11 protein-coding genes are annotated in these 14,653 nt (G+C 70.1%); 7 read left to right on the forward strand and 4 right to left on the reverse strand.

What is annotated here, in order from left to right; all coding sequences use genetic code 11:
• Positions 1-114 precede the first annotated feature (114 nt).
• The 3 genes from ACYVLT_RS38200 (at position 115) to ACYVLT_RS38210 (ending at position 3,944) form a co-directional block, all read left to right on the forward strand.
• Positions 115-1,107 carry a DUF1702 family protein gene (locus tag ACYVLT_RS38200; protein ID WP_461125035.1) on the forward strand — a complete coding sequence of 331 codons (993 nt, stop codon included), beginning with the start codon at positions 115-117 and terminating at the stop codon, positions 1,105-1,107.
• Positions 1,104-2,471 (forward strand): cytochrome P450, encoded by a 1,368-nt coding sequence (locus tag ACYVLT_RS38205; RefSeq protein ID WP_461125036.1) that lies wholly within the window; start codon positions 1,104-1,106, stop codon positions 2,469-2,471. The genes ACYVLT_RS38200 and ACYVLT_RS38205 overlap by 4 nt, the downstream gene beginning before the upstream one ends.
• 444 nt (positions 2,472-2,915) lie before the next feature.
• The gene (locus tag ACYVLT_RS38210) at positions 2,916-3,944 is read left to right on the forward strand and encodes a carboxymuconolactone decarboxylase family protein (RefSeq protein WP_461125037.1); all 1,029 of its coding nucleotides are present in this window, start codon (positions 2,916-2,918) and stop codon (positions 3,942-3,944) included.
• A 240-nt stretch (positions 3,945-4,184) separates the two neighbouring features.
• On the opposite strand, the gene ACYVLT_RS38215 is transcribed toward ACYVLT_RS38210, so the two are convergent.
• The 3 genes from ACYVLT_RS38215 to ACYVLT_RS38225 form a co-directional block, all read right to left on the reverse strand.
• Positions 4,185-4,952, reverse strand: a complete 768-nt coding sequence (locus ACYVLT_RS38215) for a helix-turn-helix transcriptional regulator (RefSeq protein WP_461125038.1) — start codon at positions 4,950-4,952, stop codon at positions 4,185-4,187.
• A gap of 148 nt (positions 4,953-5,100) precedes the next feature.
• On the reverse strand, positions 5,101-6,072 hold the full coding sequence (locus ACYVLT_RS38220) for a DUF1702 family protein (protein WP_461125039.1): 972 nt from the start codon (positions 6,070-6,072) through the stop codon (positions 5,101-5,103).
• 142 nt (positions 6,073-6,214) lie between these two features.
• Positions 6,215-6,961 carry a helix-turn-helix transcriptional regulator gene (locus ACYVLT_RS38225; protein WP_461125040.1) on the reverse strand — a complete coding sequence of 249 codons (747 nt, stop codon included), beginning with the start codon at positions 6,959-6,961 and terminating at the stop codon, positions 6,215-6,217.
• Between the two features lie 483 nt (positions 6,962-7,444).
• On the opposite strand from ACYVLT_RS38225, the gene ACYVLT_RS38230 reads away from it, so the two are divergent.
• The 4 genes from ACYVLT_RS38230 to ACYVLT_RS38245 all read left to right on the forward strand — a co-directional run bounded on the left by ACYVLT_RS38230 (position 7,445) and on the right by ACYVLT_RS38245 (position 12,368).
• Entirely contained in the window at positions 7,445-8,128 is a 684-nt protein-coding gene (locus tag ACYVLT_RS38230) for a TetR/AcrR family transcriptional regulator (protein WP_461125041.1), read from the forward strand.
• A gap of 966 nt (positions 8,129-9,094) precedes the next feature.
• A complete protein-coding gene (locus ACYVLT_RS38235; protein ID WP_461125042.1) occupies positions 9,095-9,391 on the forward strand; it encodes a hypothetical protein in 297 nt (98 codons plus the stop codon).
• Positions 9,388-11,337, forward strand: a complete 1,950-nt coding sequence (locus ACYVLT_RS38240) for a CRTAC1 family protein (protein ID WP_461125043.1) — start codon at positions 9,388-9,390, stop codon at positions 11,335-11,337. Before ACYVLT_RS38235 ends, ACYVLT_RS38240 begins: the two co-directional genes overlap by 4 nt.
• 5 nt (positions 11,338-11,342) lie before the next feature.
• Positions 11,343-12,368, forward strand: a complete 1,026-nt coding sequence (locus ACYVLT_RS38245; RefSeq protein WP_461125044.1) for an enediyne biosynthesis protein — start codon at positions 11,343-11,345, stop codon at positions 12,366-12,368.
• Positions 12,369-12,917: 549 nt separating this feature from the next.
• Here the strand turns inward: ACYVLT_RS38245 and ACYVLT_RS38250 are convergent.
• Positions 12,918-13,649 (reverse strand): helix-turn-helix domain-containing protein, encoded by a 732-nt coding sequence (locus tag ACYVLT_RS38250; protein WP_461125045.1) that lies wholly within the window; start codon positions 13,647-13,649, stop codon positions 12,918-12,920.
• Positions 13,650-14,653 lie beyond the last annotated feature (1,004 nt).

The raw sequence follows: 14,653 nt of genomic DNA on the forward strand, positions 1-14,653 counted from the left end.
ACTTCACGGCCCGGTGGGCACGTTGGGAGTAGGCAACCCCCGACGGCTGCGCCGACCATTTCCATTAAGTCCGAATCGCTGCGGCCATCCGCAGCGGGACGAAGGGAGCACACATTGTCCAGCCCGTGGCGTGCGCTCAGACGCCGCATCCTGACGCCCAGCGTTTCCAACACGAAAATCGACGTGCGCGGTTTCCACTACAAGGACGAAACCGCGAAGGAACTGCTGGAAACCGTCGGCCGCTCCTTCCTCGAAGGCTACGGCTACGCCGCGGAATCGCGCACGCCGGACGAGGCCGAGCACAAGCTCGAACAGATGCCGCACAAGTTCCGCGGCTTCGCCTACGAAGGCGCCGGCATGGGCTTCGCGGTACGTGACGCGCTCCCGTTCGGTCGAGGTGGGCGGACCGGGCGGTTCCTCCAAGGCCGGGCCAAGGCGCACGACTACATGGTCATCGTGGGCGTCGGCTGGGCCATGGCCCGGGTGCCCCGGTCCCGCTGGTCCAAGCTCGGCCTGGACGACCCGCTGCTGCGCTGGCTCGCGCTGGACGGCTACGGGTTCCACCAGGCGTACTTCCACACCGACAAGTACGTGCGCCGGCAGTACCGCGAGCCGAGCTTCCCGTGGCCGACCGACGGCTCGGCGTGGTACTCGCCGCGCGGCATCGACCAGGGCATCGGCCGGGCCATGTGGTTCGTGGGCGGCGCCGACCCGAAGGTCGTGGCGGACCTGATCGAGAAGTTCCCGCAGGAGCGCCACGCCGACCTGTTCGCGGGCTCGGGGCTGGCCGCCACCTACGCGGGGGGCCTGCCCGAGAGCGAGCTGCGGTGGTACGCGGACCGGGTCGGTCCCTACCTGCCCAACGTCGCGCAGGGCAGCGCGTTCGCCGCCACCGCGCGGGTGGACCAGGGCCTGGTCGTCGACCACACGGCGGTGGCGACCGGCGTCTTCTGCGACATGACGCCCCAAGAGGCGGCGCGGTTGTGCCACGACACGCGGCCCCCGGCGGTCGCCGAACTGCCCGAGCACCCCGGGATCCCGGCCTTCGAGGTGTGGCGCAGGCGCATCACCGCGACGTTCACCACCGATGCGGATGTGACGGCATGACCACCATCGACATGGCGAGCCCGCGCCGGGCAGTGCCCGGACCGCCTCGCAGCGAGACGATGAGCCTGCTGGCCAGGATGGTCCGCGACCGGCTCGCCGTGATGACCTCGGTGTCGCAGCAGTACGGGGACGCGGTCCGGCTGCGGCTGGGGCCCAAGTCGATGTACTTCTTCAACAACCCCGAGCACGCCAAGTACGTGCTGGCCGACAACCCCGGCAACTTCCTCAAGGGCATCGGCCTGGTGCACGCCCGCCGTGCGCTCGGCGACGGCCTGCTCACCAGCGAGGGCGAGCTGTGGAAGGCCCAGCGCAAGACGATCCAACCGGTCTTCCAGGCCAAGCGGATCGCGAGCAAGGCCGACGTGATCGCGCAGGAGGCCGCCGGGCTGGTGGCCAAGCTGCGCGGGTACCGCGGCGGTGACCCGATCGACATCAGCGAGGAGATGACCGGGCTGACGCTCGGCGTCCTCGGGCGTGCCCTGCTCGACGCCGACCTCGGCGCGTTCGAGTCCATCGGGCACTCGTTCGAGGCGGTCCAGAACCAGGCGATGTTCGAGATGATGTCGCTGAGCACGGTGCCCCACTGGGTGCCGCTGCCGATCCAGCGCAAGTTCCACCGCGCCAGGGCCGACCTGGACCGCATCGTCGCCCAGCTGGCCGACGAACGCCGCGCGAACCCCACCGGCGACGGCGACGACGTCCTGTCCCGACTGGTGGAGGCGACCAGGCTGGAGCCCGACCAGGTGGCCGGGCACCAGCGGATGCGCGACGAGATGGTGACGCTGCTGCTGGCCGGGCACGAGACCACCGCGAGCACGCTCAGCTGGACGTTCTACCTGGCCGACAAGCACCCCGAGGTGTGGGAGCGGCTGCACGCCGAGGCGGTCGAGGTGCTGGGCGACCGGCAGCCGACGTTCCAGGACATCCCGCGGTTGCGGTACACCACGATGGTGATCCAGGAGGTCATGCGGCTGTACCCGCCGGTGTGGATCCTGCCGCGGATGACCCGCGAGGAGGACGAGATCGGCGGGTACCACGTGCCGGCCGGGGCGGACGTGCTGATCTGCCCCTACACGCTGCACCGGCACCCCGGCTTCTGGGAGGACCCGGACCGGTTCGACCCGGACCGGTTCTCCCCCGGCCGCATGTCCGGGCGGTCGCGCTACGCCTACATCCCGTTCGGCGCCGGTCCGCGCGTGTGCGTCGGCAGCGGCCTCGGGATGATGGAGGCCACGATCGTGACCGCCAGCGTGGTGCGGGAGCTCCGGCTGTCGACGCTGCCGGGGTACCAGGCCCGCGCCGAGCCGATGCTGACGCTGCGCGTGCGCGGCGGGTTGCCGATGACCGTGCGGTCCGCCGCGTGAGCCTCGGCTCCGGGCTCGCGCCGGCAGGTGCGGCTCCCGGTCCGGACCGCGGTCGTCAGCCGGTCGGCGCCGCGCGCGAGGGCGCCGCCGACACCCCGGCGCCGGAGACCGCTTGACCGCGACGCGGGTCCCGACGTCCACGTGACGGCGGGCGCGTCGTGGACCGGCCGGGGTCGTGCGAAGACACGTCCCGCGGTTGCGGCGGGACACGGGAAATCACCGACGGTGGCCGCCGGGAATGCGCGTCCCGGTGGCCACCGAAGCGACAGCGGGCCGGACCCGACCTCGAACCTGCCGAAACGTGCCGGAACGGCCGGGGCCGCCACTACGCTGTTGTTCCTTCTCGTCCCGATCCCTGAAGCGCCGGCGGAGGAATCGATTTCAATGCGAGCGACACTGGTACAGGCCGGCTTGCGCGGCCTTTCCACCGCGCAGGTCCGGCAGGTGCGCGCGGTGCGATACGGCGCGGCCGATGAAGACGTGGCCCGGGTCTACCGGGAACTCGAACGGGATTTCGGTGTGCTCGCGCCGCCGATCGCGCTGCACGCGTCCTCACCCGACGTGCTGGCCGCGGCCTGGCTGGTGCTGCGCGAGACGCTGCTCGTGCCCGGCACGGTGCCGAGGGCGCACAAGGAGGCGGTCTCCACCGCGGTGTCGGTGGGCAACAACTGCCCGTTCTGCATCTCGATGCACTCCTCGATGCTGATCGACCTGGTCGGCTACAAGGACGGGGCGATCCCGGAGCCCGCGGCGCGTGCCGCCGGCGAGTGGGCCACCGCCAACGCGACCGTCGACGGTGCCGCCGCGCACCCGGTGCCGTTCCCGGTCGACCAGGCGCCGGAGATGGTCGGCACCGCGGTGGTGCTGCAGTACCTCAACCGCATGGTGAACATCTTCCTGGGCGAGCTGCCGCTGCCGCCGGGCGCACCGGTCGCCTCGATGACCGTGGTGCGCCGGGTGCTGGTGTGGCTGATCAAGTCGGCCGAACGCGGCGGCCCCCGGCCGGGTGCGTCCCTCGACCTGCTGCCCGACGCGCCGCTGCCCGAGGACTTGGCGTGGGCGCGGGGGCACGACGCGATCGCCGGTGCGTTCGCACGCGCGGTCGCCGTCTTCGACGAGGCCGGCCGCCGCTGCGTGCCGACCGAGGTGCGGGAGCTGGTGCTGGAACACCTGGCGAAGTGGGACGGCAAGCCGATGGGCGTGAGCCGCGCGTGGGTGGAGGACGCGATCGCCGTGCTGCCCGCGGCGCAGCAGGACGCCGGGCGGCTGGCACTGCTCACCGCGCTGTCCTCCTACCAGATCGACCAGTCGGTGATCGACCGCTTCCGCGCGTTCCGGACGGACGACCGGTCGCTGATCGACATCACGTCCTGGGCGAGCATGGCCGCGGCACGGCGCGTGGGCAGCTGGATGAAGGTCCGCACCGAGGCCGCGGCGTCCGAGACCCTGCCGCCCGCGCCCCGGACCGGCTGACCGGGTCCACCCGACCGGCAGATCATGTTCCGGATCACGAAGACCGACCACCACGCACCACGCCAGCGGCTCCGCTCGATCACGGAGCCGCCGGCGTGGTGGACGTGGGTGCTCGGCTCGATCGGCCCGGCGAACGTGGTGCCGCACCGTGTACGCGCCCGTTGCGGCACGGCGCCCACGGTCGACCCCAGTGGACCGCGCACCAGGCGCGTCCGATCCGACTCGGTGCCGGCGGTACTGCTAGCGGTTGGCCGCCGCGGTCAGGGCGACGGCCGGTACCTCGCGGCTGTCCAGCTCGGGCAGGGCCAGCAGGATCGGCAGGTCGAGCAGGCAGGACGTCCTGGTCTCGATGTCCGCCTCGACGGTCCGGTCCGCCCGCACCGGGACCGGCGCGGCGGCGCCCACGAACAGCGGCCGACGCCTCGACGGGTTGGGGTCGAGGTCCTCGACCGCCACCACCGCCGCCCGGATGAAGCACTGCCCCTCCGGCACCGCGTCGAGCCGGTACGGCCCCGAACCGTCGCGGATGTCGCAGGCGACCGGGACGCCCTGGGCGATCGGGTCCTTGAACGCGGCCACGTAGACGCGCACCGGCATGGAGGTCTCCGGCACACCGATCCAGCCGCACACCGCGCCCGACCGCGGCTCGCGCGCGCACCCCGGGAACGCCGGGAGCGACAGCTCCCCCTCGGAGGACAGCGCGCGGAAGCGGGCGGGTGGCACCCCGACGCTGCGGGTGAAGCGGCTGGTGAACGTGCCGAGGCTGTTGTAGCCCACCATGTACGAGATCTCGGTGACGCTCAGCGACGTGTCGAGCAGCAGCTGCTTGGCCTTCATCAGCCGGATGGCGGTGAGGAACCGCCCCGGCGAGGTCCCGGTCAGCGACCGGAAGACCCTGGAGAAGTAGAACTTGCTGAGGATCGCCATGTCCGCCATGTCGGCCAGCGACAGTGGCTCGTCGTAGCGACTCCACATCGTGTCGATCGCGCGCTCTACCGCATCCTGCACGACATTCCCCCATTCCACTCGCTGCAGCGACGACGGCGGTACGCCGCCAACGGGTGCGCACCTCGCGCGGCAAGGTGCGCACCTTTCGTCCTGGCACCGGGCGCCGCGGTGGCGACCCGCCGCGGCCGAGGACCGACGGCGGTCACCGTCAACCTCGGCCGAGAGCGCGGAACTCGTCCGCGATCCGCCGACGCCACACCTCGTAGGCGGGCACGTCGCCGCCGACCGGACCCAGCGGTCGGTGGCGGACGCTGACGTCGTTGGTCTCCTCCACGCCCATCCCCCAGAAGATCCTGGTCGCCAGCTCGTTGTGCGGCACGACGAGGCCCGCCTGGACCCGCGCGCCCGCCCCGAACGCGGAGCCCTGCGCGACGTGCGGGCGGTGTTCGCCCGCACGGTCCCAGAACGCGCGGAGCTCGTCCTCGTCGACGCCACCGGCGTAGGTCGCGGCCAGTCCGGCTCCGCTGTAGAGGTCGGCGTGCCGCGACTCCGGGAACTTGTCGATCAGGTCGGCGACGACGGTCGGGTCGGTGCCGGCGACGAACCACAGGGCACGACCGATGCCCTGGTCGATCACCCGGTCGGCGTACCACTGCGGTCCGTCGGCCGGCCACGGGAACGAAGCCTCCCGGTGGTGCCCGTACACGTACTCGTCCGGCCGGAAGTAGGCCTGGTGGAAGCCGTAGCCGTCCAGGACCAGCCAGCGCAGCAGGTCGTCGGACACGCTCGCGGTCACGGCCTGCCAGCGGAACCTCGGCACCCGGGCCAGCGCCCAGCCCACCCCCACGTAGACCATGTAGTCGTGCGCGGCGGCCCGACCGGTGAGGAACTCGCGCACCCAGCGCCGGCCGCCGAGGGGCAGGCCGTCGCGGACCGCGAACCCCATCGCCGCGCCCTCGTAGGCGAACCCGCGGAAGCGCACCGGCAGTTCCTCCAGCAGCGGCTCCACGTCGAGGGGGCGGCGCGACTCGGCCGCGTACCCGTACCCCGTCAGGAACATCCGACCGATCGTCTCCAGCAGTTCGGTCGATTCCGCGGTCTTCTCGTGGAAGGCGCGCACGGAAGGCTTGGTCTCCGACATGGAGGGCGTCAGGATGCGGCGCCGCAGCGTGCGGTACATGCTGGCCAACGTATTCCTCCGTCGACATCCGGGCTCACGTGTGACAGTCGGGTCGAGCGTGCCCCTCTCCGGGCAGTGGGTCTACTTCACGTTTGCGGTGCGGGTGCACGCCGAATGCCGTGGTCGCACGCGGTCCGGCCGCTCACCACGCGGTCACCGCGGCGACCGGCCGACCCGCCGACCGCTCGCGCAGCCGGACGTCCACCCGCAGGTGCTGTCCCGGGTCGACGGCGATCAGGTGGCTCCGACCACCGGCGAACTTCATCGCGCACCGGGACGCGCGCGGGTTGCGCCCGTACATCGCGACCGCGACGCAGCGGGTGGGCAACGCGCCCACCACGAGCGAGGTCTCCATCGGGCCCTCGACGAGCGTGGTGTGCACCGGCGTGCTCTGCGGGATGAGGTCGTCGATGAGCCCGATGGTGATCTCCGCCGGGTCGGCCTGGGCCGGGATCGCCAGCGTGCCGACGATCGACCCGCTGCCGCCCTGCCTGGGCATCGGGACCTGGTGGCCGCCCACGCTCGCCGGGCCGTCGAGGTCGGGCAGCGCGGTGGCCGCCAGCAGCCCGCTGATCTCGGGGTCGCGGTACTGGGTCGGCGAGACGCCCACCGCGCGGGTGAACCTCGTGGTGAACGTGCCGACACTGCTGTACCCCACCGTGGTGACGACGTCGGCGACGTTCATCAAGGTGGTGAGCAGCAGCCGTTTCGCCTCAAATAATCGGACGGCCGTGAGGTACCGGCCTGGCGGAATACCCACGGTGGCGTGAAACAACCTGGAGAAGTGGAAAGGGCTCACCAGTGCGGCGTTCGCCACGTCGCGCAAGGTCAGCGGTTCGTAGTAGTTGGCGCGCATCATGGTGATGGCTCGTTCGACAGCGTCGTGCATGGTCGTCCCTTTCGTCGCGAATGGCACTTGAGCCGTTCGTCACGCAGCATCGGGCGCAGCCGGCCGAGGCGACCGCGCTGAACCGTCCGAAAGGTCATCGAGGTGCGGCGGAACCGGTCCGCGCGCCGATTGCGTGAATAGGGCAGGTACTACGACGATGTGCCGATCTTCACCACCCGTACACACTTCCATGGAGAGCCCCCATAACTCTCCAACGCGGACGACGCTAGCAGGATGAGGACCACGCGCAATTGTTTGAGAACCAGGACCGCAACCTGCGAGACGACGCTCACCCGTTCGGCGCAAGCGATACAGCCGGACAGTGGTAGTTTTCGGCACCCGTACGCGTAAACCCCAGGTAAAGAAGGTCCTTCCGAACCGGCGGGACGGCGGGCCGGCGGCTCGTCGGGCGGATCACCCCGCCGCCCGGCGACGCGTAACAACGCTATGGGCCGGATAACGTCGTTGTGCAACACTGGCCGAATGTCTCCACGAAAGCTCGATCCGGAGATCCGGGCCACGTTGGTCGACGTCGCGGCGAGGCTGTTGGCCGAGCACGGGGCCGAGGCGCTGTCCACCCGGAAGATCGCCGCCGAGGCCGGCACCTCCACCATGGCCGTGTACACCTACTTCGGCAGCATGAGCGGCCTGGTGCGGGACATGGTGCACGAGGGCTTCGCCAGGCTGGAGCGGCAGTTCGCGATGGTGCGCGAGACCGACGACCCGGTGGCGGACCTGGCGGCGTTCGGCCACGCCTACCGGTACAACGCCAAGGAGAACCCCTACCTGTACGCGGTGATGTTCGGCGGTCAGTCGCTCGCCGGCTTCTCGCTGACCGACGAGGACCGCCAGTACGGGAGGTACACGCTGCTCACGGTCGTGGACTGCGTCAACCGCTGCATCGCGGCGGGCCGGTTCCGCGAGGGCGACCCCCTCCTGATCGCGCACGAGATGTGGATCACGACGCACGGCCTGGTCAACCTGGAGCTGGGCGGCTACCTGATCCCGCCGGTCGACGCGGACCGGTGCTACGAGGTGATGCTGACGAGCCTCATCGTCGGCGTCGGCGACGACATCACGTCGGCGACGGCCTCGATCACCGCGTCCCAGGTGCGGCACCACGAAGAGGTCGAAGCCGAGCCGGAGACCGCCTCGACGCCGCACTGATCCCGCCCGCCCGACCACGCTGACCACGCCGGCCACACCGGGCCGAGCCACACGGGGCCGCAATTCGGCCGCAGCGGGCCGCAGGGCCGTCGAGAGCGCCCCGGTTGGCCCCGCCCTGCCCGGACGGCACTCCGCCCCGCCTCGTTGCGCTGAACCCTGCCTACGCCGCACGCACCGCGCTCGCACGCACGGCGCTCCCTGGCGCCGCGCCGCCCCTGCCCGCACCGCACTGCCTCGCGCCGCCCCCTGCCCGCGCCGCCCGAACCGCGCCGCCCTATCCGCGCCACGTCCCGGCCCGCCTGGCACCGCCCTGCCCGCACCGCGCCGCCCCCTGCCCGCGCCACGCCACGTCCCGCCGCCTGGCACCGCCCCAGACGCACTGCCCGAACCGTGCCGTTCCTGCCGGTGTGACGCCGCTCCCCCGGGTCGGGCCAGGCGGCCCTCCGACGCCCGCCGGACGCCCGCCGGACGCCCGCCGGCAGGTGGCGCGGCGCGCCGGTGCGTTGCGGCAATCCAGGAGAATCCGGGCGACCGGCTGTCGCGGACAATGCCCACAGGGTGCCTGGACGACGGGCACTTGATCGGTCGACAACGATCGAAAGCGCTGCTCCGCAGAGTGCGGAAAAGCAAAGGGAGGGTCCGCGGGTAGACCTCTGGACAGCGTAGGAGAAGCGGCGCGCGTGACGGTAGCTAAATAAAACCGACAGATCACGCCGAGCCGGTCCACCGCAGTCCGAAAGGCCCGCTCAGTCGACCCCTGAGCTGGGTGAACATTACCCGGCGAGACCAAAGAGGACAGCCGGACACGGCCTGCCGCGCTCATCATCAATTACCCGCGCACCAGGCCCTGACCGCTGAGCAAGCCAGGAGTAGCTGTCCCGCCGAGCCCTCTGCAACTCTTTTCTCGTTTAGTTGTCCGGTGCCGGGTTGCCGAGTTGGGGGACGAGGTTGAGTGCACTACGCGCCTTGCGGCGCAAATTGCCGGAGACCATCGCAAGGTCGTTCCCCACCGGTCCCGCCCGCACGGACGGGGCACGTCGGCTGCGGAACGCCGAACAGCGACTGGAGTCCTCCGCGTCGCACCACCGGCACGACGACCCGCCGTCGAGCGCGGGTCGCACGGCCGAACGGGCGGTGGCCGCCCACATCACCAAACGCGTGCGCCGCGCGCCGTCGGTCCCCGACGGCGCCGAGCCCGCGCCCCAAACGTGGCGGCGACGCATCGCCGAGCAATTCGTCCACCAGGAAGGAGTCAGCTTGTGACCTCCACAGCCAGTTGGCTGCGCAGGCAACTACCCGGCGTCTTGGCACTCGTGCTCGTCGCGGCCACGTTCTTGGTGGCCCGGCTGCCGCAGGTGTCGGCCGAGGAGCGGCAGGACGTCGCGGCCCAGTTCGGGTTCCAGCCCGAGTCGATCGCCCTGCCCGGCGGCTACACGCAGCAGACGATCCGCGAGGTGAACCAGCGCTACCAGCACATCAACGCCTGGATCTCCTCGGTCGGCTCGGCGGTCGCCATCAACGACCTCGACGGCGACGGCCTGTCCAACGACCTGTGCTTCGTCGACGTGCGCATCGACCAGGTGGTCGTCACGCCGGCGCCGGAGTCGGGCAAGACGCCGCGCTACGAGCCGTTCGCGCTGACGTCCGGCTCGCTGCCGATGAACGACGTGATGGCGCCGATGGGCTGCGTGCCCGGCGACTTCAACGAGGACGGCCGGATCGACCTGCTCATCTACATGTGGGGCCGCACGCCGATCCTGCACCTGGCCCAGGCCGACGCGACGGGCATGGACGAGGACACCTACGAGGCGACCGAGCTGGTGCCCGGCAAGTCGTCCGGCACCTACGACGGCCCGGAGTGGAACTCGAACTCCGCGACCGTCGCGGACTTCGACGGTGACGGCCACGCCGACATCTTCATCGGCAACTACTTCCCGCACGGCCCGGTGCTGGACCCGTCCAAGAACACGGGCGTCTGGATGAACGACTCGATGTCGGCCGGTTTCAACGGCGGCGAGGACTACATCTTCCTCTCGAAGGGCACCTCGGGCGACACCCCGACGTGGGACATGTCCGACCCGTTCCCGCTGGAGGTCTCCCGGGGCTGGGCCCTCGCGTCCAGCGCCAACGACGTGAACGAGGACCTGCTGCCCGAGCTGTACGTCGGCAACGACTTCGGCCCGGACCGCCTGCTCTACAACATGTCCACGCCCGGCAACCTGAAGTTCGAGGTCGTCGAGGGCTCGAAGGGCCCGATGGAGCCGAAGTCCAAGAACGTCGGCATCGACTCCTTCAAGGGCATGGGCGTCGACTTCGGCGACCTGAACGGCGACCAGGTGTACGACATGTACGTCAGCAACATCACCGCGTCGTTCGGCATCGAGGAGTCGCACTTCGCCTTCATGAGCCGGGAGAACAACCTGAACCGGGTTACCTCCGCCCTTGAGGACGGCGACGCCATCTGGGAGGACGAGAGCGCGCCGCTCCAGCTGGCCTGGTCCGGGTGGGGCTGGGACGTGAAGCTGTCCGACCTCGACAACAACGCCGAGCTGGAGGTCCTCCAGGCCACCGGCTTCGTGAAGGGCGACGTGAACCGCTGGCCCCAGCTGCAGGAGCTGGCCACGGCGAACGACACGCTGCTGGACGACCCGATGTGGTGGCCGATCGTCGGCCCCGGCGACGACGTGGGTGGCAACCACCACTTCCACTTCTTCGCCAAGAACAAGGAAGGCTTCTACAGCGACCTGTCGGGCGACCTCGGCATGGCCGCCCCGATCCCGTCCCGCGGCATCGCGACCGGTGACGTCGACGGCGACGGCAAGCTGGACATGGCCATCTCCCGGCAGTGGTCCGACCCGGTCCTCTTCCACAACGACGGCGGTTCCGCCAACGGCTTCCTCGGGCTGCGCCTGACGCACGACGAGGAGCAGACCGCGGGCGCGTTCCCCGGCGCGGGTTCACCGGTCATCGGCGCGCAGGTCACGATCACCTCGTCGTCCGGCAAGAAGCAGATCAACCGCGTCGACGGTGGCAGCGGCCACTCGGGCAAGCGCAGCCACGAGGTCCACTTCGGGCTCGGCACCGACAGCGGGTCGGTCCAGGCGCACATCAAGTGGCGTGACCGCGACGGCGAGATCCACGAGCAGGACATGACACTGACCCCGGGTTGGCACGACATCCAGCTCGGCGACCAGGCCAAGGAGAAGTGACGGAAATGGCCGAGACCAAGACCGCGCCGCCCAGCCCACCGCGGCACGACCCCAAAGTCACCTTGGCGCTGCGGAACTTCGCGATCTCCATCAGCGTCTTCAACATCATCGGTTACACGATCCTCGGGTTCGAGCAGGCGTGGCTGTGGCCGTTCATCGCCCTGGCCACCGCCTACACCGTCGAGATCGGGTTGGAGCGGATCGGCGCCCGGCTGGAGGGTCGCGCACCCCGCTACGCCGGTCGCGGCATGAGGGGCATGGTCGAGTTCCTCTACCCGGCCCACATCACCGCGCTCGCGGTGAACATGCTGACCTACGTCAACGACCAGATCTGGGTCATGATCTTCGGCGTGGTCGTGGCGGTCGGCGCGAAGTGGGTCCTGCGGGCACCCGTGAAGGGCCGCTTGCGGCACTACATGAACCCGTCGAACTTCGGCATCGCGGTCATCCTGCTCGTGTTCCCCTGGGCGTCGGTCGCGCCGCCGTACCACTTCAGCGAGCACGTCGGCACCTTCTGGGACTACGCGATCCCGGTCACCATCCTCATGGCGGGCACCATGCTGAACGGCATGCTGACCGGCCGGTTGTGGCTGATCATCGCCTGGTTGGTCGGGTTCGCGCTGCAGGCCGTCATCCGCGGCGTGCTCCTGGACGTCTCCATCCCGGCGGGCCTGGGCATGATGACCGGCATCGCGTTCGTGCTCTACACCAACTACATGGTGACGGACCCGGGCACATCACCGTCCAAGCCGGCGGCCCAGATCGCGTTCGGCGGCGGCGTGGCGGCCGTGTACGGCATCTTGATGGGCATGAGCATCGTGTACGGGCTGTTCTTCGCCACGGCGATCGTCTGCCTGATCCGCGGTGGCTTCCACTGGACGGTCCACTTCATCGAGAAGAACCGCGCCGCCCAGCTGGAGATGCAGAAGAAGGCAGCCGCGGTCGAGGCGGTCCTCCCGGTGGAACCACCGCTGGTCGACCCGAAGCAGAACGGTGCGCCGAAGGAGGCCACGGTCGTGGCCACCACCTGACCGGGTTCGCGGCCGACGTCCTCCCCTGGCCGGTGCCAGGCCCGGGATGAGGACGTCGGAACGCGGACCGGCACGTTCCACCGACAGCCCGTCGCCTCGGCGACGGGCTGTCGCTTTGTGCGGGGTGGGTTGTCCTCTGTCGCGGGGCGCGGGGCGCGGGGCGCGGGATGCGGGGCGCGGGATGCGGGATGCGGGGTCGGTTGTCGCGGGGTGCGGCCGGTGCAGGGGCCGACGGGCAGCCCCGTCACGCCGGCGGACCGTCACCCGAACTGGTGCACCCGTTCGGACGCATCCGGGATGCGCTGTCACCTGATGTGACACCACCCTGGACCGTCACCGCGGTGGCGTTCGGGCGACTCGATAGGAACGCGATGCGAACGCCCGACCGACGAAGACCCCCGGGAGGCGCCTTTCCCCTCCCGGGGGTTCCTTTCGGGCCTCCCACTCCGGCGACTTTCTTTACGCAGTCGTCACGTACCGGCCAGTACGACAGGGGCCCGCCGTCCGGTCGGACGGCGGGCCCCTCGAGTGGTGTTCGAGCTGAGGTCGTCAGCTCGCCTCTACCGCGTTCATGGCCACCGTCCGGATGTACGGCAGCGCCACCAGGACCGGCGGGTCGAGCATGCCGATCGGGCGCAGGGTCAGGTCGGCCTCGTCGACCGGGACCCCCGCCTGGACGGTGATCGGACCGTACGACGCCACGTTCAGCGCCTGGTCCTCGGCCGGGAACCGACGCGGTTCACGCCTGCCGTCGTGGTCCAGGGCCACGGAGTACGCGAGCAGGTGCCACGTACCGGACGGCACGTCGGTGAGCACGTACGGTCCCGGCCGGTGGAGCATGGTGCAGCGGACCGGCGCCCCCTGCGGGATCCGGTCGGCGAACAGCCCCGCGCAGATGAGTCCAGGCGCATCCCCCAGTGATGCGTAGATCTCTCCCCGCACCGTGGACGTGCGCGCGTCCGAACCGCGCCACGCCGCCGGCATCGGCGGAGTCAATCCCCCCAGTTGGCGGTACGTCGTCGGCGAGACGCCGACGCTGCTGCGGAACCTCGAACTGAACGTGCCGACGCTGGTGTACCCCACCCGGTGGCTGATGTCGGTCACCGGTAAGGAGGTGCTCACCAGCAGCCGCTTGGCCTCCTGCAGGCGGATAGCCGCCAGGAATCGTCCGGGTGACACACCGGTGACCCGCTGGAACGCCCGCGAGAAGTGGAACTTGCTATACATGGCGGTCCGTGCCATGTCGTCGATCGTGAACTGCTCGCCCAGATTTTCGTGCATGAAGTCGATGACGCGGCCTACCGCCCGTTCTATTACGTCCTCCACTACGACCCCCATTCGCAGATGTAATGAAAGGTGAATCGACATCACCGCCACGCCGAGTGGCGCCCCAGTAGCGTGATGGCGGCACGCGTCAGCGCGCGCCGCAACCGGCCGTTCCCCCCGGCCGCCCCCAAGCGGCATCGAATTCCCCCGATTGCTGGAATCTACCAGGGGCTCGACAGCCTGCGCAAGGAGCCAAGACGAGCGGCAGGGGGCGTATCACAAGATCCTTCGCCAACCTACCTAGGATGATCTTGTGAACGTTCCGGACGTCTATTTCGGACTCGACGCGAGGGATAGTCGGTTAACCCCCCGAACCCATTACTGCGCCTTTCGGGTGATGTTGCGCGAGCCGCCGTCACCCATCTCACCGAGCGTCGCGGCGGTCCACCACGGGCCGTCCGAGCAGGCGTGATGGTTATATCCGTCGTCGTTGAACGTTCACTTTCGGCCGGAAAGTTCGGAACCGCGAAGACGCGGTGCCCCCGACGTGGGCGAGACCACGACATCAAGCCGGCGGCAACCGGTGAGGTGTATTCTGGACCACCCCGAACCCGCCTTCCGCGGCGTCGCCCGGCCGCGTCGGCGAAGAATCGAACGCCGCGCCCGGCGGGTACCGGACAATCGAGACCGACCGCATCACCCGGGCCGTCACGCCGGCCGCAACCGTGGCACATGACTCACGCCCGACCGGGCGCGCTCGACCGACGATCACGCGGTGCGGGCACGTCCACCACCGGCGGCTCCGCCGTCGCGGCGACGGCGGGTTCCCCTCCGCCCTCGCCCGAGCCCGGCTCCACGTCATCCGACCCTGCTGGCACAGCACACGCCCTCTACGAACCGCTCCGGTACGGCGCCCTCCGGCGTCCGTGGCCGGCACGCTACCCGGCGCTAGTCCTAAAAAGCAACTGAGAAGGTCGGATTTCGTACTAACGAGGGTTAGGGTGGAAGTCATGGCGACC

It is taken from the genome of Saccharothrix stipae, from assembly GCF_054781895.1.